At 44.7% G+C, this 18,231-nt stretch carries 15 protein-coding genes; 10 read left to right on the top strand and 5 right to left on the bottom strand.

What is annotated here, in order from left to right; translation table 11 throughout:
- Window positions 1-308: 308 nt before the first annotated feature.
- Together G511_RS0118700 and hisD are read right to left on the bottom strand one after the other, a co-directional pair.
- Window positions 309-1,502, bottom strand: a complete 1,194-nt coding sequence (locus G511_RS0118700; RefSeq protein WP_028470995.1) for a DegT/DnrJ/EryC1/StrS family aminotransferase — start codon at window positions 1,500-1,502, stop codon at window positions 309-311.
- A 37-nt stretch (window positions 1,503-1,539) separates the two neighbouring features.
- A complete protein-coding gene (hisD, locus tag G511_RS0118695) occupies window positions 1,540-2,847 on the bottom strand; it encodes a histidinol dehydrogenase (RefSeq protein WP_028470994.1) in 1,308 nt (435 codons plus the stop codon).
- Between the two features lie 237 nt (window positions 2,848-3,084).
- Here hisD and G511_RS0118690 point away from each other — a divergent pair, with 237 nt between their 5' ends.
- The 3 genes from G511_RS0118690 to G511_RS0118680 all read left to right on the top strand — a co-directional run bounded on the left by G511_RS0118690 (window position 3,085) and on the right by G511_RS0118680 (window position 6,696).
- The gene (locus G511_RS0118690) at window positions 3,085-4,002 is read left to right on the top strand and encodes a LysR substrate-binding domain-containing protein (protein ID WP_028470993.1); all 918 of its coding nucleotides are present in this window, start codon (window positions 3,085-3,087) and stop codon (window positions 4,000-4,002) included.
- Between the two features lie 153 nt (window positions 4,003-4,155).
- Window positions 4,156-5,562: a pyridoxal phosphate-dependent decarboxylase family protein gene (locus G511_RS0118685; RefSeq protein WP_028470992.1), complete on the top strand. Its 1,407-nt coding sequence runs from the start codon at window positions 4,156-4,158 to the stop codon at window positions 5,560-5,562.
- Between the two features lie 165 nt (window positions 5,563-5,727).
- The gene (locus G511_RS0118680; protein ID WP_028470991.1) at window positions 5,728-6,696 is read left to right on the top strand and encodes an aminotransferase class IV; all 969 of its coding nucleotides are present in this window, start codon (window positions 5,728-5,730) and stop codon (window positions 6,694-6,696) included.
- On the opposite strand, the gene G511_RS0118675 is transcribed toward G511_RS0118680, so the two are convergent.
- On the bottom strand, window positions 6,681-7,175 hold the full coding sequence (locus G511_RS0118675) for a Crp/Fnr family transcriptional regulator (protein WP_028470990.1): 495 nt from the start codon (window positions 7,173-7,175) through the stop codon (window positions 6,681-6,683). The genes G511_RS0118680 and G511_RS0118675 overlap by 16 nt on opposite strands.
- Before the next feature lie 126 nt (window positions 7,176-7,301).
- Window positions 7,302-8,768 (bottom strand): MocR-like pyridoxine biosynthesis transcription factor PdxR, encoded by a 1,467-nt coding sequence (pdxR, locus tag G511_RS0118670; RefSeq protein ID WP_028470989.1) that lies wholly within the window; start codon window positions 8,766-8,768, stop codon window positions 7,302-7,304.
- 355 nt (window positions 8,769-9,123) lie between these two features.
- Here pdxR and G511_RS0118665 point away from each other — a divergent pair, with 355 nt between their 5' ends.
- On the top strand, window positions 9,124-10,734 hold the full coding sequence (locus tag G511_RS0118665) for a GMC family oxidoreductase (RefSeq protein WP_028470988.1): 1,611 nt from the start codon (window positions 9,124-9,126) through the stop codon (window positions 10,732-10,734).
- A 38-nt stretch (window positions 10,735-10,772) separates the two neighbouring features.
- Here the strand turns inward: G511_RS0118665 and G511_RS23420 are convergent, their stop codons facing one another.
- Window positions 10,773-11,585 (bottom strand): IclR family transcriptional regulator, encoded by an 813-nt coding sequence (locus G511_RS23420; protein ID WP_036552438.1) that lies wholly within the window; start codon window positions 11,583-11,585, stop codon window positions 10,773-10,775.
- A gap of 292 nt (window positions 11,586-11,877) precedes the next feature.
- Here G511_RS23420 and G511_RS0118655 point away from each other — a divergent pair, with 292 nt between their 5' ends.
- The 6 genes from G511_RS0118655 to G511_RS0118625 all read left to right on the top strand — a co-directional run bounded on the left by G511_RS0118655 (window position 11,878) and on the right by G511_RS0118625 (window position 17,920).
- The gene (locus G511_RS0118655) at window positions 11,878-13,122 is read left to right on the top strand and encodes a TRAP transporter substrate-binding protein (protein WP_036552437.1); all 1,245 of its coding nucleotides are present in this window, start codon (window positions 11,878-11,880) and stop codon (window positions 13,120-13,122) included.
- A 234-nt stretch (window positions 13,123-13,356) separates the two neighbouring features.
- Complete coding sequence (locus tag G511_RS23415; RefSeq protein ID WP_051222233.1) at window positions 13,357-13,881, top strand: TRAP transporter small permease; 525 nt, start codon at window positions 13,357-13,359, stop codon at window positions 13,879-13,881.
- 11 nt (window positions 13,882-13,892) lie between these two features.
- Window positions 13,893-15,167 (top strand): TRAP transporter large permease, encoded by a 1,275-nt coding sequence (locus tag G511_RS0118645; protein ID WP_028470986.1) that lies wholly within the window; start codon window positions 13,893-13,895, stop codon window positions 15,165-15,167.
- 102 nt (window positions 15,168-15,269) lie between these two features.
- A complete protein-coding gene (locus G511_RS0118640) occupies window positions 15,270-15,752 on the top strand; it encodes a universal stress protein (protein WP_028470985.1) in 483 nt (160 codons plus the stop codon).
- A 450-nt stretch (window positions 15,753-16,202) separates the two neighbouring features.
- Entirely contained in the window at window positions 16,203-17,123 is a 921-nt protein-coding gene (gene metA, locus G511_RS0118630) for a homoserine O-acetyltransferase MetA (RefSeq protein WP_028470983.1), read from the top strand.
- 71 nt (window positions 17,124-17,194) lie between these two features.
- Window positions 17,195-17,920, top strand: a complete 726-nt coding sequence (locus G511_RS0118625; RefSeq protein ID WP_028470982.1) for a GntR family transcriptional regulator — start codon at window positions 17,195-17,197, stop codon at window positions 17,918-17,920.
- Window positions 17,921-18,231 lie beyond the last annotated feature (311 nt).

The raw sequence follows: 18,231 nt of genomic DNA, 5'->3' as shown, positions 1-18,231 counted from the left end.
GATTGGACAGTCACTAATAAGTGGAAGGTAATGAAGTGCTACAAGGAAATCTATGTTGTGTAAGTACGCAGTTTTTAAAAGATGACTGTTCACTGATTTATTCTCCCCATTCCTTAGGTTTGCCTGCCTAACGGCTTGTTAGGTGTTACGCGTGGCGTATTACTACTTAAACATAACTATATACCCGTATATGAGCAAGGTTTATCTATTGCGCTAGGGCAAGTGGTGGTTGATTCTGCACAGAAAAAAGCAGCCACTTAGGGGCTGCTTTTTGTTGAGTGAAGCTGTTAGTGGTGAGCTAGATGATTTTAACCCTGAACCGCCGTAACCACTTCGTTAATCACTTCTCCAATGAGCTGGCAATCATCTTCACTGAAGGTGAGGGGAATGCGCATATCTAACAGTTTGGAGAGTATCTTTTCGGTTTTAGGTAGCTGTGGCATATCTTCGATATAGCGCCAGCTGTCGTAGCGGCTGGTGTAGTCTTTAGGGTCGGCATCGCCAAACCATTTAAGTACTACGCCTTGTTGCCCGCATTGCTCTACCACTTTTAGTATCTGCTCGGTGCTGAACTGCGGTAATGAGAACTGAATCGAGCTGGCAACAAAGTGTTCTGCTGCTGGGCGAGCCGGAATGTTAATACTTACACACTGGTTAAATGTCTGTTCCAAAATACGGTAACGGGCATTCCAACGGTTGCATTGCTTTTCTAGGTCAGCCAGTTGTGGGCGCAGGATGGCCGCACGTAGGTTGTCCATTCGCCCGCTATAGTTGGGTGTGTCAAAGCGGATGTTGGCAAAGGTCTCTTTAGCCGGTGCTGCAAAATGGCGTTCATACAACATGTATGAGCCGCTATGCATAATGGCGCGGGCCATCATATCTGGGTGATGGGTGGTTAAAAAGCCACCTTCGCCAGAGTTGATGTGCTTATACGTCTGTGTGCTAAAGCAGGCGATATCACCATAGGTGCCGCTCTTTACGCCGTTCCAGCTTGCGCCCATGGTATGAGCACAATCTTCAATCAGAAACAGGCCGTAACGTGTACAGATCTCCATAATGCGATCCATATCAGCTAAGTGGCCGCGCATATGAGAGAGCATAAAGTACTTGGCACCACTGGCCGCAGCTTTGGCATCTAGGTCGTCTAGGTCGATGCAGTAATCTTCTGCTACATCTACCAGTACGGGAATAGCGCCACTGTTGTGAATCGCGCCAGGTACCGGTGCTAACGTAAACGCATTACACAGTACTTTGTCGCCAGGCTCTACACCGGCAGCTCGCATGGCAATATGCAGTGCATAGCCACCAGAGGAGCATGCCAAGGCAAAGGGCACGCCCATATATTCTGCAAACTCTATCTCTAAAAGATCAGTTTCGCTTTTTTCATCTGGCAGCGTGTTGTAGCGGTGTAAGCGCCCAGTGCGCATGACCGCTACGGCTGCATCAATACCGCTTTCTGGGATTGATTCTTGCTGCGTAAACGATTTAGTAAATTGCTTCATTCCTGCACTCCATAATAGTAGCCCTTAATCCCAACGCTTAGTCGTAACGCTTCTGGTCGTATACGTGGAAGTCCCATTCATTTTCTGGGAAGTACTTACGTAAGCGCCAGTCACAAGCACGCGCGTGGCCTTCCATTCCTTCAACACGGGAGATACGAGAGCCGACAGCACTAAAGTCCAGATTCGCTTCTTCGCTGATCTCTTGGTAAGTAAGAATCTTAAGGAATTTATGGACGTTCAAACCGCCACTGTAACGAGCCACTCTTTTGGTTGGTAGTATGTGGTTAGTCCCCGAGCATTTGTCACCGTGGGTGACGGTTGCGCCTTCACCTAAAAATAGTGATCCGTAGTTTTTAAGATGATCGCGCCACCAGTCGGTGTCTGTTGTGAGTATCTGAAGATGCTCAGATGCGTATTCATCACTGACTTTTGCGCACTCTTCACGTGTTTCGCAGTAGATGATCTCGCCATGTACATCCCATGCCGATTGCACTACATCATGGTTTGGCATGTCGGCCGCTACTTTTGGCATTAGCTCAGCCACTTTCTCGCCGATACGGCGGCTCGTTGTAAATAGCCATACTGGGGAGTCGTAACCGTGTTCAGCCTGTGAGACTAAATCTACAGCAATGGTCATAGGGTCGGCACTGTCATCTGCGATGATGGCTGACTCTGTAGGGCCTGCAAATACATCAATACCCACTTCGCCAAACAGTAGGCGTTTAGCTTCGGCTACATAGCCGTTACCCGGGCCTACGAGAATGTCTGCACACACACCGGTGAACAGGCCTTTTGCCATGGTTGCAACGGCATGTACGCCACCCATCTCAAGAATGATATCGGCACCGGCTAAATCCATGGCGTATACAATGGCAGGGTGCATGTTGCCATCTTTAGGAGGGGAGCAGGCAACAATGGTTTCTACGCCAGCGACTTTAGCGGTCGCAATACTCATGAGTGCAGAAGCGGCATGTGAGTAGCGGCCACCCGGTACGTAGCAGCCCGCGCATTTAACAGGAATAACTTTCTGGCCAAGCTTAACACCCGGTGCCGATTCAATTTCAAACTCGGTTAAGCTGGCACGCTGTGCTTGAGCAAATGTTTTAACTTGCTGGTAGGCAAATTGAATATCCTTTCGAGTTTGCTCAGGTACTTGAGCAATAAGTGCTGCACGTTTTTCGTCAGAAAGAATAAAGTCTCCCTGCCAGTTATCAAACTGTGCGGCGTATTCGCGTACTGCAGTTTCGCCTTCAGAATCGATACGTGCCAGCATCGTTTTAACGGTGGCATGAATGCGCTCATCGTTCTCAGCAACCGGAGCATTGGACTTTTTCAGATATTCCATTGGTGCACCTATATATGTTTTGTACGTTACGTACGTTTCTTATTGTTGTGGCTCGTATGGGGCGCTAGGTTGTTATAACTGGACCTAGCGCATACGCTACCGTGATGGTTAGATAGTAGGGTTAGTCGGCTGGGGCTGACCAATGCTATTTTTAAAGTGGCCGGTTACTTTTCGGTATAGGTTGATTTTCTGTATGATTGTCTGCGCACTATTTATAATGATTACAAGGGTTTATTGATGGAACTTAAGTGGTTGAAAGACTATGTTGCCTTGCTAGAACAAGGCAGTTTTTCGAAGGCGGCTGAGTCTCGTTTTGTGACACAGCCCGCTTTTAGCCGGCGTATTCGCTCACTCGAAAACTGGCTCGGTGTTAGCTTGGTCGACCGTAATCAATACCCTACAACGCTCACACCAGCAGGTGAGGCGTTTGCAGAACAAGCACGGCAGCTGATAGGCCAAACCTATGCGGTGCGTAATCAAATGCGTGATATTAGCGCTGCACGCGAACAGTTATTGATAATGTCCCAGCATGCCTTGGCGGTGTCTTTCTTTCCCTCTTGGATGCAAACCCTAGAAGCCTTAGCCGATGGCGCTTTAATTAAAGTTGAAACAGGCAACCTACACGATAACGTCGAGGCTTTTTTATCAGGCAATGGCGATTTTCTATTGTGTTACTCCTCTACCGATATCTTCTGCCAGCTACAGCGCGATGATGTAGAGAGCTTACAAGTAGGTGTTGATGAGCTAGTACCCGTGACGGCGGTAGATGCAACAGGTAACCCACTTTTTGCTTTAGAAGAGGGCAAACCACTAAAGCTATTAAGCCATCCTGCAGAATCGTTTTTTGGGCGTTTGTTGCAGCGTGAATGTATGTCGCGCTTGCCTGCAGGTTTGAATATCAATCTGGCCTGTGAGAATGGTTTATCAGAAGCACTTAAAGCCTTGGTTTTAAAAGGTTATGGTATGGCATGGCTGCCAAGAAGCTTGATCAGTAGTGAGCTTGCCTCTGGCCAATTACAGTTATTACAAGAGCCGCTGCATACGGTTGATTTGAGTATTAAACTCTTTAGACTTCGCCAATCGCGTAGTGCGGCTGCGGAGCAGTTTTGGCAGTATTTGCAGGAGCTATATAAGCAAACTAGCGGTGGCGATTAGCTCTACTGAGTACAGCGGGTTTTAGTCGCCATGCCGAAAAGTAATCGCATTAAAGTAAATCAGCATTGGTCGTGGCATTAATGCCAAATCTATACTGGTTAGCATTAATGGGTTACTGAACAAGTACCTCGCGATGCTACCGGAGATCTACACATGCAAGAAAGCCTCGAACTATTATCCCGTGCTATCAATGAATGGATGCCTAAGAACAGACCGGTATCTCAGAATCCTAGTGCGCCAGAACTTGAAAAAATCTTAGATGTTTCTTTAGGTGAGCAAGGGTGCGACCAGCAATCACTAGAAGACGCGATCAAAGCGTATTTGCACTACAACCCTGACGCATCACAGGTTGATTTCTTTAAGCTGCTTTACTCAGGGCGCAACAAACATGCATTGCTTGGCGACTGGATTACTAGCCTAAGCAACGCCACTATGCATACCTACCAAGTAGGGCCTGTTGCTACCTTGATGGAGCTAGAGTTGATTCGCCAGTGGAATAAGCTGGTGGGCTTTAACGATGGTACGAATGAGGGCGAAGGCGTCATGGTTGCGGGTGGCAGCCAAGCAAATTTAATAGGGATGATGCTAGCGCGTCACCATGTGTGCCCAGACTACAAAACAAAGGGCGCGGGTGGGCGTACATTGGTCGCTTATGTATCGGACCAAGCGCATTACTCCGGGCAAAAAGCCGCTAATGTACTTGGTATAGGTACGGACAATTTAATAGCGGTTGCCAGTGATGAAACAGGGCGCATCTGTCCTGTGGCATTACAACAAGAGATCGATAAAAGCTTAGCGCAGGGGCATATACCTTTCTATATTGGCCTAACCGCCGGTACTACGGTAATAGGTGCTTATGACCCAGTCGCCGCTTGCAGCAAGATTGCGCGTGCGCACAATATTTGGCTGCACATTGATGGTGCGTGGGGCGGCCCTATTCTGTTCTCAGATCAGCATCGTCATCTGTTGGCCGATAGCCATCTGGCAGACTCCTTCACGTGGGATGCCCATAAGCTTATGAATGTGCCGATTACGGCTGCGGTTATTCTGGTCAAGCATGATGGCGCATTAAGAGCCTGTTGTTCTGGTGGCGGCGGAGAATACCTGTTCCATGCAGATGAAAACGCCGCTTATAACTTAGGTGAGCGCTCTATCCAATGTGGCCGCCGTGCGGATGCGCTAAAAGTATGGCTAAGCTGGAAAGCGATCGGCAACCAAGGCTTTGCCGCTAAGATTGATCACCTGCAATCTATTAAAACTGAATGCGTTGAGATGGTTGAGCAGAGCGAATCATTAGAGATGCTGGCGCCTTCTGTGTACCTTAATGTGTTGTTCCGCTATCGCCCTGAGCATATGACTGATGAGCAGGAGATCCGCAAACTGAACATCGAGATCTGCAAAACCATGATGCGCAATGGTGGCCCGTATGTGGATTATGCGCAGTATAAAGGACGCTACGGTATCCGCTTGATCTTGGCTAATGGTGAGGTCACTCGCCAGCATATCTCTGTATTGCTAGATCAGTGCGAGTTGATTGGCCGAGAGTTGGCTAGTCAATAAAGAGCGCCTTAGTAAGTAAAGAGCAGGGTGTTACATTGTGCGATTCACTAGATGCCTATTTTAGTGAATCGCATAAATTATATTTGCAGTTATATATGCCGCTAAATATGGACTACAGTACGGTAATGATGAAAATTTTGAGATAACTGTTTTTATAGGCTCTCTATGCAAGATAATAAAAATAACGCAACGGCTAAGGCTTTTCCTGAGCTAAGCCCCACTTATAAAGATCCTCACCAATATCCTCCTGGTGTTGCCTACCTAGATTCACAATATGTCCCTATTTCTCAAGCCAAAATATCAGTACTGGACTGGGGGTTTTTACACTCAGACGCTACCTATGATGTGATGCACGCATGGGAGGGGCGCTTATTTCGCCCGGAGTTATATCTAGATAGATTTTTTGCAGGAATGGGCAAGCTAAAGATGTCTATTCCCTATGATCGAGCGCAAGTGCTAGAGATAGTGATGAACGCCGTCGCGCTGTCTGGATTAAAAAATGCCTATGTCGAATTGATCTGTACTCGCGGTTGCTCCCCTACGTTTAGCCGTGACCCTAGAGAAGCTATCAATCGATTTATGGTCTTTGTTGTACCTTTTAGTTCTGTGGCAAACCCTGAGCAGTTGCAAAGAGGTTTGCATGTTGCAGTAGCTGAGCGTACTCGCATACCGCCGTCTTCGGTTGATCCCTCAATTAAAAACTACCATTGGCTCGACTTAGTCGCAGGGCTTTATGACGCTTATGAGAAGCGCGCGGAAACTGCTTTATTGTTAGATGATCAGGGCGGCATTGCTGAGGGGCCGGGGTTTAACGTGTTTATCGTAAAAGATGGGCAGTTAGCTACCCCCGACTATTCGGTGTTGCCGGGTATAACCCGCAGAACCGTTATGGACCTTTGCCAGGAACTAGCACTGTCGTGTTCGGCTAGGGCGCTGAGCCCGCAAGAGCTAACAAACGCTGATGAGGTTTTTATTACCTCAACAGCGGGTGGTGTTATGCCTGTGACTAAGGTTAACCAAAACAATATTGGTGATGGCCTAGTGGGGCCTATCTGTAAGCGCATCCAACAAGCTTACTGGGATAAGCATACCGATAATGAGTGGAGTACGTTGGTGATTTATCCCGATGACTGATCTGTCTTATGATCAGCTAGCTTGTCGTCTGATTCACGTAGGCGCCTTGCCATCTCTCTAGATAGGTTAAGCAGTAATATCCCAAAGTCGGTGGGGAATGTCTCGTGTAGCCCATGGAATACGTTACATGAGACTTGAAGGATTATACTGTCTTCACCGGCAATACTATCACCTACGCGACCGTGAAGGCCGATCATCGCGACTGATCCTATCTCTTGGCCAAATTGATAATCACGGATGTGTTTGGCTTTGTTTTTTCGTATTTTGAAAAATTGGATACAACCTTTTAAAATCACAAAGAAGCTGTCGCCAGGCTCATCGTACGAAAAGAGTTTTTCGCCTTTATCTAGTTCGAAGATATTTCCATTATCTAATAGATAGCTGACTGCATCAGGGGTAAGCGCTCCTAATGTGGATGCTCCTCTAAAATAATCAATTCCATACTGCTCGAGTAATTCGCTACCGATTACACTTTTCACTTTGTTATCCAAGTCAGCGTTACGCTGAATATTACGGGTTTTAATACACTTGCCTGAAGTCCTTTTCATCGGCATTTTTAATAGGTTGTCTTATAACTACTTTGTCATAGTTTCGGTGCCATAAGTTCAAGACATCTCCTGTATGAGTTCAGAAAGTATCTTGATACCAGACTCTATGGCTTCCGGTGAAATAGCTGAGAAGCCCAGTTTAATGTAATTATGGGGTAAATTATCACCGTAGTGATAGCTATCTCCAGAGATAATGAGCAAGCCTTTTTCTGCTGCTATGCCTTTTAACTCGGCGGTGTCTATGTGCTCGGGAACGCGGCACCAAAAAGAAGAGCCGCCAGAGGGGAGCGTGTAACTGCCGGGCATATATTGGTCTAAAGCGGCTGCCATAATCTCACTGCGCTGCTGAAAGCTGCGGGCAAGTTTGCGTAAAAGAGCATCGTGATAGCCCTGCGCTAGAAACAAAGCAACGGCTCGCTGGTTGTTAAGAGGGGGGTGGCGCACCATTAACTGGCGAAGGTTTCTGGCTTCTTGTATGAGTGCTTTGGGGCCTACCATAAAGCCCATTCTTAAACCGGGCGCCAGAGTTTTGGATAGGCTGCCTATATAAAGTACGCGGTCGTGTTTATCGAGACTTTTTAGTGCCGGTATAGGGTTGGAGTCGTAATTCATCTCCATTTCGTAGTCATCTTCAAAAATGATGAAGTCGTCATTGCGTGCTTTATCCAGTAAAGCTTGTCGCCTTTCTAGTGGCATCGTTACCGTTGTGGGGCATTGGTAACTTGGCGTGATATAGATAGCATCACAATCTTTTAAGCGCTCATCAAGCACCAAGCCGTCTTGGTCGACAGGTAGGCTTATCACATTAGCACCAAACAGATCCGCTATATGCGCCGCACTTACATACCCCGGGTCTTCAATACCAAAGTTAGAGGTTTTGTCCAAGAGTAGTTGTGCGAGCAGGTAAAGGGCTTGCTGTGAGCCGACGGTGATTAAGATTTGATCTGCATTAGCTTGAATACCACGGCTAGGCAGAATGCGTTTTTGTATCTGCTCTATCAACAGTGGATCGTCACTGTCGTAGCGGTCAGAGGTCCAATCACGGATCGCCTGAACACTGACAGCATCACGCCAGCATTTTCGCCAGTTATCGATAGGGAAGAGTTTCGAGTCGAGTTGTCCATACACAAATGGATAAGGGTAGGACTGCCATGAATGCGCCAAGCTAGGGTTGGACTGGCAACCGGCTTTGACTTTTAGTTTTTGTGTCCAATCAACCGTGTCTTTGTTCTCTTCTGGTGTCTTTGCCAGATTCTTTTTTAGATGGTCCGGCAAAAAGTGATGATCAACAAAATAGCCGCTACGCTCTACTGATGTAAGGTAGCCGTCTGCAGCGAGTTCATCATAGACCAACACAATAGTGTTGCGAGCGACATTAAGTGTTTTGGCTAAACTTCGGCTAGAAGGTAGTGGCTTATCTATAGGAAGGAACCCTCCCAGAATAGCATTGACTAGCTGCTGACGAATCTGGCTTTGTAAGGTCGCTGCGTTATCGTCTCTTTTTAAGTGGAACAGCGTAGACATAATGTGTGCCGCCTTCTTATTGTTATAGTTTTAGATCGCTTACTTTAGTGGTTACTAGCCGTATAGAACAGCTCTACTCTTATTCTTTATGTAAGTAATACCTTTATTTTCTATAAATGTCACTTGGGAAAACCTATATTTATGACATTTATATATTATAATGAGACTCTAAATATCAAAATATTTAATTTTTGTTGATTTTTGTTTTTATAAAAACGATACTTTTGGAATCGAATGTTGCTTTAAATGTTGCTTTGTTCGTTTGTGACTGTGTTTGGCAAGGATAATAAGCTTCGTTTTGAGTTTGTTGCGTTGCTGATCGAGCAAATAAAAATAAAAAGAGATGGTGTCAGTTATGTCTTTAGAGAATGCCTACGACTATATCGTGATTGGTGCGGGCTCTGCCGGGTGTGTGATGGCAAACCGTTTATCTGAAAACCCAAATCACCGTGTACTAATTTTGGAAGCAGGTAACAAGGATCGTAATCCTTGGATACATGTCCCCATTGGCTATTTTAAGATCATGCATAACCCCAAGACCGATTGGTGTTACGTGACCGAGCCAGATCCAGGTATTAATAATCGTCAACTACAGTGGCCCCGTGGAAAGGTATTAGGTGGATCGAGTTCATTGAATGGTTTGCTATACGTACGTGGCCAAAAAGAAGATTACGACGATTGGGCTGCTCTGGGCAACAGTGGCTGGTCTTATGATGAGATACTGCCTTACTTCAAAAAATCTGAAAATCAGGAACGTGGCGCCAGTAAATACCATGGAGTGGGGGGGCCTCTTGCCGTTTCTAATATCCGTATACACCGTGAGATTTGTGACAAGTTTATTGATGCCGCTGAGCAAGTGGGCATTCCTCGCAATGATGACAGCAATGGTGAAACACAGGAAGGTGTTGGTTACTTCCAGCTGACCATTAATCAAAACGGTACTCGTTGTAGCACTGCGGTAGGCTTTTTACGCCCGGCGTTAAAGAGGCCTAATCTTGATGCTGCCACTAATGCCTTAGTGCACTGCATAGAATTTGAGGGTAATCGTGCTGTTGGTGTGACCGTTACTATTAAAGGTGAAAAGCAAACCATTCGCTGTAATAAGGAAGTGGTATTGTCGGCAGGCGCTATTAACTCTCCACAAATCCTGATGCTTTCGGGCATTGGTGAGAAAGAAGAGTTAGCCAAACATAATATCCCTATGGTTCAGCATCTTCCTGGTGTAGGAAAAAACCTACAGGATCACCTGCAGATCAGAACGATCTATAAGGTTAATAAACCTATTACCTTAAACGACGAAGTTAATAATCCTATTCGTAAAATGTTGATGGGAATGGAATACGCATTGTTTCGCACCGGTCCTTTGACCATGGCGGCCAGCCAAGTCTGTATCTTTACGAAAACAGATGAGCAGATGGAGCGACCTGATATTCAATATCATTTGCAGCCGCTCAGTGCTGATAAGCCGGCTGATGGTACGCATCGGTTTTCTGCATTTACAGCCTCTGTGTGCCAGTTGCGCCCAACCAGTACCGGGACTATTGAGCTTAAGAGCGCTAACCCTGAAGAATACCCTGCGATACATCCGAACTATCTAGCAACAGAAGAGGATCAAAAAGCAGCAATTGAAGCCATTAAGACCACGCGCCGTATTATTTATGCTCCCGCTCTAGCGCCTTTGATTAAAGAAGAGCATGAGCCTGGTCTGCAATATCAAACAGATGAAGAACTGCTTGAATATGCTCGCAATCGAGCCACAACCATTTATCACCCAACAGGTACATGCAAAATGGGGAGTGATGAAATGGCCGTTGTTAATGATCGTTTGCAGGTTTATGGCGTTGACGGTTTACGCGTGGTCGATGCATCGATTATGCCCATTATTGTATCGGGTAATACCAATGCACCGACAATCATGATTGCAGAGAAAGCATCTGACATGATTAAAGAAGATGAGCAAAAGTAGAGAGCAGCGAGAGAAGGGCAGAGCCATAAATATTATGGCTACTCATTTTCATTTGGCTCTGTTTGGAAGTCTGCCATATCGTCTTCCATCAGGGCAGACAGTTCAGCAGCGGCTTTACGCATATCAGGAACGCTTTGAAGCGCTTGTTCAATTGACAATCTTGCTGTTGGAGCATGCATGGCAAGTGCTGCATACATACGGCCCTCTTTATCCCGAATGGGAACAGACACAGCGATCATACCTTGAAAGAACTCTTCGTTATCAAGGCCGACACCTTGTTTGCTGATTTTACTTAGTTCGGGTTTAAGCGCTGCAGCGCTGGTAAGAGTATTGGGTGTGTAGCTATTGAGTGGGATCTTGGCGAGTAGCCGAGAGCGTTGAATGCTGCTGAGTTCGCTCAAGAAGAGCTTGCCACTGGCAGTACAGTGCAGAGGTACGCGGTCGTTAATTTGCAGCTGTACGCGCAAAGGCCAATGAGTTTCAACGCGGTCGAAGTACACCATTTCTCCACCGTTTGGGATGGAAATGTTACAGGTTTCACCGAGAGTATCAGACAAACGCTGAAGGATAATGTGGCGTTGTGTACGTAAAAAATCATTGTTACTGAGAATGGCAATAGCAAGCGTATTGAGCTTTTGCCCTGGCAGTAGGCCGCGACCATCTAAGCGAGGTTGTAAAAACCCTTCCTCTTCCAGTTGGCTACATAGCCTATGAATGCTGGGTTTAGGGAGTTTTAGGGTGCGATTTATCTCAGTTGGTGTCATTGGCTGAGTTGAATTAGCAACGATTTCGAGAATTTGTAGGGCACGTAGTATTGATGAACCTTTTTCCTTTGAAGGGGAGTCTGGCATCGATATTGTCCTGTTTGATTACGAATAATGTAGAATGATAATACGATTATAAAAGTCTCATTAATAGTTATTTTTGTTGTAAATTTATTTGAGTTGCTACTTTTATATTCTGTTTTTAGTAAAAAATATGAATATTTTATGACAATAAATATATTAAATGAGACTTTATTTATCAAAAAAGTTTGTAATAAGTATTTTTATGTGTTTTATTGAACAGACGATCAGTTATTGACTTGTGTCAAACAGATCAGCAAATCCCTAACTGTATAAAAATAAATAAGGGTGTTTAAAAATGGCCAAAATAATTACCTCCTCAAAACCGGAACAAGGAAGCGTTTCACGTCGCGACTTTTTTCGTGTTGCCGCCACCTATGGCATGAGTTCAACTATGCTTGCCGCGACTGCACTGGGGAGTTTTACTCTTCCGCAGTTAGCTCAGGCTGCTGAAGGCAATGCAAAACGCCGTTACAAAAAAGAAGCTAAGCATGTACTGAAGTTTGGTGCGTCGGGTTTCAACGAAAACAACTTGCTGATTGAACGAGCAGGTTGTATCGACTTCCTTAATGACATCGAAGAACGTACTGATGGCGAAATTCGTGTCGAATTTATTGGTGATAATCAGATCTGTGGACAGCTAAACTGTGTTAAGAAAACCCAGCAGGGTATTGTTGACATGTTTACCGCCTCTACGCAGAACTCAGCGGGCGGCGCACCGTACTTAAACGTTCTTGATTATGCGTACATGTTCCCTACGCGCGCCTCTCAATATCACTTCTTGTATCACCCTGACAGCCAAAAGTTATTACGTGATCCTCTACGCGAAAAGCATGGTTTGCAGTTCTTGTTCTCACATTGTGAATTACGTGGTTTGCAGATGGGGCTGGGCTGGAAAGATAAACCTCTAATCACTTCTATTGAGCAGCTACGTGGCACGAAAAACCGTGTGACAGGTACGCAGTTAGGACGTATTGCAATGCAGCTTCTGGAATTAAACCCAGTGCCTATTGCTTGGTCTGAAACACTTGACGGCCTGAAACAAGGTCTGATTGATGGTGCTGAAACATGGGCTGGTGCGGTAGGTTACGCCAACATGTCTCCTGTTGTTTCACAATCTGTTGATCTGCGCTTCTTCTGTGGTACTGAAGCAACCATGATGAGTGCTAGCATGTTTGATAGCTTCAGCGGTGATTTGCAAGATGCCGTTATGGAGTCTTCATACTTAACACAGGTGAAAATTCAGGCGGCTCAAGAAGCTGCATTGGTTAACACTGTTGGTGCTACTTCACCATCTCTCCCAGGTACTTTATTCCATAAGCATGGCGTTCGTATGGCTAATTTGTCTGACGAAGAACGTGCTAAAGCAGAGCGTATTTGTGCACCAGAGTTCAATCCTGAACCGTGGACACAATGGCGTGAGCGTCTGGATAAATGGTCTGGTGGTCAGGACACTTATGGTTCTATCCATAAGATCGCTCGTGAAATCTCTCGCGATACGTTGGCAGAAAACGTTGCGCCTCGCCGTTGGTGGAAAAGTTAAGCTGGCGCTTAATAAGCCCGTTCAGACCTTCTGTTGATCGGGTTTTTCCTATTCAAGAAATACTCATTAGCTTCTGCAAAGCAGGCTAATAAGAGAACCCCTGCAAACTAAATAATAAGAATGGAGCGTTGCTGTGAACGCTGGTGTACATACTTCAAATACAATTTTGGTTGATAACCTTCAGCCAAAAAAAGACTGGGCAGCGTTCGTCCGCTCGGTTAGAGGGCTAACAAGATGACTATTGGATCTGTGTTTGGTGCGGTTGAACGCAATATAGAGAAGAGCGTTATTCTGGTTTCTTATGCCTCGATGGCGGGCATTATTTTTGTCGAAGTTATTCGTCGCTTTTTCTTCAATGAGCAAGCTCCTTGGAGTACGACTATCCCCATTTACATGTTTCTATGGCTTGCTTGGATGGGGGCTTCTTACAACACTATGCGCCGTTCTCACTTGCGCTTTACTGAGGTGAGAGAGCGTCTTCCGTATAAAGGACAATTCTACTGTTTACTGCTGGACGCTTTATGTTGGTTCGCTATGGGCGTTGTTGTTATTTATTACTCAATTGAGCAGGTATATATCGCCTATGACAACTTTGCCATCGTGCAAGGTACCGATAATGTGATGCAGTGGTGGTTTTATATGGCTACGCCGCTTGCGTGGATTCTATTGCTGTTTCGCGTCATACAGAATCTGAGACAAGACATTCGTTCCTTTATTGCTGGGCGTCCTTTGACTACCCAAGCCAAAATGTTTGACTGAGGAGAGTTGAGATGGATGGAATATTAATTACCCTGATCAGCCTCGGTGTAACGGGACTCTTCATTCTGGGAATACCTATTTTTCTAGTCATTTCGTTATGGGTCATTGGCGTTAGTTTAGTCATTGATTTCACACTGGCTAATGTGGGTGTGACACTTTATGAAGGGCTTAATTTCTACGGCTTGTTGGCGTTACCGCTGTTTATTTTGACAGGAGACCTGATCAATGCTGCGGGTATTGCTAAGCGGTTATCGGATTTTGCTTACTCTTGCTTAAGCTGGCTTCATGGCGGTTTAGGGATGGCTTCTTTGGGTGCGTGTGGTTTGTTTGCTGCAATCTCTGGGTCTAACTCAGCCACAACAGCAACCATTGGTGGCATCATGCACCCAGAAATGACGAAGGGTAACTATGACTCTAAGTTTGCTGCTGCAACAGTTGCTGCGGGTGGTACGGTAGGGATTATCATCCCACCAAGTATCATATTCATCGTATATGGCTTCATGATGAACCTGCCGATTGGTGACCTATTTATGGCGGGTCTTATTCCCGGCATATTGATGGTTGTCGCCATGCAGCTAGTTTGTTATTTCATTGCCCGTAAAAATGGCTACGGAGTACTTAAGGCGTTTCGCTTTAAGCATGCGGTTAAAATGGGTATGCGTGCTTGGTTAGGTTTTCTGGCCATTGGTATCGTACTGTGGGGTATCTATTCAGGGGCATTCTCGCCGACTGAAGCGGCGGGTATGACAACCGGTTTCTGCTTGTTGGCAGGTGTGTTGGTAACGCGTGAGCTTAAGTTCTCTCAAATACCCACCATCTTGATGCGTTCTGGACAAATCACAGGAATGTTAGCTCCACTTATTGCGGTATCGGTTGTTATGCAGCAGGTATTGTCATTATTGGGCGCCAAAGAATTCCTAACAGAATTGCTTGGGCTTTTGGGTGGCTACTATCCAATACTGTTCGCTTGCTTACTTATTGTATTGCTTGCGGGTACTGTTTTAGAAAGCTTACCTAATACAATAATACTAGCCCCCATTTTAGCACCTATAGCAATGAGTATTGGTGTCGATCCAATTCACTTTGCTGTGTTATTCCTGATTGGTGATGCTATTGGATTTATCACACCGCCATACGGTTTGAATCTATATGTCGCTAGCAGTATGACCGGTATACCTTATCTACAGATAGTGAAAGCGGTGCTACCGTACCTATACGCCTTGATGGCAACATGGGCTTTGGTCGCATTCATACCGCAGTTGAGTCTATTCATGCTTTCTTTCTAAAGTGTTTGGGTGCCGAAAGTATTCGGCACCCGTTTCTTAGGTGTACAGCGTAATAGTGAAAGCTTGAGATAGTTATTTTATTGATTAAAGACAGGTGAGAATATGCTGCCAGAAATTAACAATATTTTGTATGCTTCTGATATGGGAAAGGCCTCGCGGCCAGCATTCTTCAGGGCAGTAAGTGAGGCGCTTCAACATAATGCACAGATAACATACTTGCATGTAATGGAGCCAATGAATCAGTCCACTGAAACGATGATTGAGAGTTATCTTTCTGAGGATGTTTTGGAGTCACTGCGTGATAAAGGTGTCGAGTCGCTTAAAACGAAAATGACAAAGCGCATCGAGGATGTGGTTCGTGAGGAGCTTGTCGGTATAACGCTTCCTCAAGGCGAGCTACTGCATAAGATTGAACCAGGTAAGCCTTCTAAAGTTATCTTAAAAGTGGCAAAAGAAATCAACGCTGACCTTATTGTTATGGGTACACGAACGCATTCTTCAATAGGGAAGCTGCTTATGGGCTCAACCGCACAAAAAGTACTACAGGACTCAACTATTCCTGTGTTGGTAGTGCCTCTTAAATAGCTTTTTCATCCTTACAATAAAACCGGCTTAGAAATGCCGGTTTTTTTATGCTAGCCGTTTGATCTAAACCTTAGATTTGCGACAAAAAATGCGTGCAATTTTACTCGATAGCGAAAAGGTAAAATTGATTATTGTGTTAAATAGTTTGTAACTAGCATCTTGGCGCATGCCATTGGCAATTAGGTGTACAGGTGAGCTCTGCATGTTGGATCCCCTCATAAATAAATGTTAAAAAAGTGTGTAACCGCTCATACGGTTGTTGTTACCACTATTTTTGTTTTTATTTGGTGGAGATTTGCAGCGGATGTTAATGTTAAAAAAGATATGTGTCAAATAACTCATATGTATCAATTTGGGGTTATAATTATCACTTACAGCCCTATAAAAAAACTTAAGTTACTGTCGACAAGAACACTTCTAATGACAGATTAATTTGTGAGGTAATATGTAATGCCCATAAAAATCCCTGATCTGTTACCAGCAGTCGATGTATTGGGGGCTGAAAACATCTTTGTGATGACCGAAACTCGGGCTACACATCAGCATGTAAGACCGCTTAAAGTGATGATCCTTAACTTGATGCCTAAAAAGATCGAGACGGAGAATCAGCTCATCCGGTTATTATCCAATACGCCGTTGCAAGTGGATGTTGAGTTGTTGCGTATCGACAATCATGAAAGTAAGAATACCCCGCGTCAGCATTTAGATAGTTTTTATCGTGACTTTGAAGATGTTCAAGATAAAAACTACGACGGGTTGATTATTACCGGTGCTCCATTAGGCTTGGTCGATTTTGAAGATATACATTACTGGGATCAAATTCAGGAAGTCATTAAGTGGTCGCAGCAACATGTAACCTCAACACTGTTTTTATGTTGGGCCGCTCAGGCCGCTCTGAAAGTGCTTTATGATCTACCAAAGCAAACACGATCAGAAAAGTTATCGGGTGTGTATCAGCATAATATCCTGTCGGCGCATGAGCCGTTAACGCGTGGTTTTGATGACCAATTTGTAGCGCCGCATTCACGAAATGCAGACTTTCCTGTTAATTTCATCGCTAATCATACAGACCTGAACCTGCTAGCATCTTCGGATAAAGCCGGCGCTTACCTGATGGCGAGTTCGTGCCGCCGCCAAGTCTATGTTACAGGCCATCCAGAGTATGAAGCTGAAACTTTAGCGCAAGAGTATTGGCGAGATATAGATGCGGGAATTGATACGATAATCCCCGTTAATTATTTTCCTGAGAACCTCCCGGATAATAAGCCTGCTAACACATGGCGTAGCCACGGGAATTTATTGTTCTCAAACTGGTTAAATTACTATGTCTACCAGTTAACGCCGTATGATCTCAGCGTTAACCCGGAGTAAATTGCGGGAGTTCATGTGTTCGTTTATAGTTTTTAACCTATATATCATTGATATGAGTGAAAAGTATTCTAATGAATCAGTTTGATAATAGACATATCCCATTATACAAACGTGTTGAAAGTCATATTCTTAATGATATTGATGAAGGTCGGTTAATTCCTGGTGACTTGATTCCATCAGAGCCCCAATTGGCCTTATTGCTAGGAGTGAGTCAGGGTACTGTGAAAAAGGCGATCGAGAACTTGGTAAGCGAGAACCGCCTTTATCGTCATCAAGGTAAAGGAACATACGTTTCCACGATCAATTTCAATAACAGCTTATTTCGATTTTTCTCCTATGGCGACGCTTCCGGTAAAGGTGTGCGTATACGCAAAGAAGTAAGCGAGCGTGAGCTGAAAGTAGGCCCTAAAAATATCTGCCATCAACTGGGTTATGAGCCGAATTCTGAGCTGCTTTATATTCAGCGTTGTGGTTATGTTCTTGAGTTACCTATTTTAATAGAGCATTGCTGGTGGTGTCCTGAAGTGGTGCCAGGTATGGAGAGCGAAGACGTCCATATTCCCGATTTGATGTATGCTCTCGTGGTTGAGAAATATGCAGTACCGGTGGTGCGTGCCGAAGAGACGTTGACTGCTGACATTGCAGATAAGCAAACAGCTCAACTGTTAGGTATCCCAGAAAAGTCTCCTGTTATTGTGTTGATAAGACATACCTATAGTCGACATAACAAGATGATTGAATACCGCAAAACAGTGGGTCGCGCAGATAAGTTTAGTTATAAGGCTGAAATACGTTAGTCACAGATTTAATCTGCATATTCTTAGTTTTTATTATCTTTTTAGAATATGCAGATCCTTTTTTATACTTTTCTAAAAGTATTCCTATGACCCCTTCGGTAAGAACTTCAACCTATTTGCTCTCGTAAAAGTAAGATTTTTAGCTAAAACCTCCCCATTTCATAATTAGTATCTGCCTAATAAGTTCATAAAAATTCGTTATTAGGCATTAATTCTATAATAGGTTTGTCTATTATCATGTGTGCTTTTTATTAGATCAATGTCTTAATAATCAAAGATATAACATCATTTTTAAGTTGACTTTTTTCAAG

It is taken from the genome of Neptunomonas japonica DSM 18939 (assembly GCF_000422765.1).
Classification (GTDB): Bacteria; Pseudomonadota; Gammaproteobacteria; order Pseudomonadales; family Balneatricaceae; genus Neptunomonas; species Neptunomonas japonica.
The sequence above is the reverse complement of the archived record's forward strand: the minus strand, read 5'-3'. Positions and strand labels throughout refer to the sequence as shown.

Bases quoted from the DNA above. Each gene is read 5' to 3' on its own strand.
- G511_RS0118700 (WP_028470995.1), bottom strand. From the start codon at position 1,502: ATGAAGCAATTTACTAAATCGTTTACGCAGCAAGAATCAATCCCAGAA.
- hisD (WP_028470994.1), bottom strand. From the start codon at position 2,847: ATGGAATATCTGAAAAAGTCCAATGCTCCGGTTGCTGAGAACGATGAG.
- G511_RS0118690 (WP_028470993.1), top strand. From the start codon at position 3,085: ATGGAACTTAAGTGGTTGAAAGACTATGTTGCCTTGCTAGAACAAGGC.
- G511_RS0118685 (WP_028470992.1), top strand. From the start codon at position 4,156: ATGCAAGAAAGCCTCGAACTATTATCCCGTGCTATCAATGAATGGATG.
- G511_RS0118680 (WP_028470991.1), top strand. From the start codon at position 5,728: ATGCAAGATAATAAAAATAACGCAACGGCTAAGGCTTTTCCTGAGCTA.
- pdxR (WP_028470989.1), bottom strand. From the start codon at position 8,768: ATGTCTACGCTGTTCCACTTAAAAAGAGACGATAACGCAGCGACCTTA.
- G511_RS0118665 (WP_028470988.1), top strand. From the start codon at position 9,124: ATGTCTTTAGAGAATGCCTACGACTATATCGTGATTGGTGCGGGCTCT.
- G511_RS23420 (WP_036552438.1), bottom strand. From the start codon at position 11,585: ATGCCAGACTCCCCTTCAAAGGAAAAAGGTTCATCAATACTACGTGCC.
- G511_RS0118655 (WP_036552437.1), top strand. From the start codon at position 11,878: ATGGCCAAAATAATTACCTCCTCAAAACCGGAACAAGGAAGCGTTTCA.
- G511_RS23415 (WP_051222233.1), top strand. From the start codon at position 13,357: ATGACTATTGGATCTGTGTTTGGTGCGGTTGAACGCAATATAGAGAAG.
- G511_RS0118645 (WP_028470986.1), top strand. From the start codon at position 13,893: ATGGATGGAATATTAATTACCCTGATCAGCCTCGGTGTAACGGGACTC.
- G511_RS0118640 (WP_028470985.1), top strand. From the start codon at position 15,270: ATGCTGCCAGAAATTAACAATATTTTGTATGCTTCTGATATGGGAAAG.
- metA (WP_028470983.1), top strand. From the start codon at position 16,203: ATGCCCATAAAAATCCCTGATCTGTTACCAGCAGTCGATGTATTGGGG.
- G511_RS0118625 (WP_028470982.1), top strand. From the start codon at position 17,195: ATGAATCAGTTTGATAATAGACATATCCCATTATACAAACGTGTTGAA.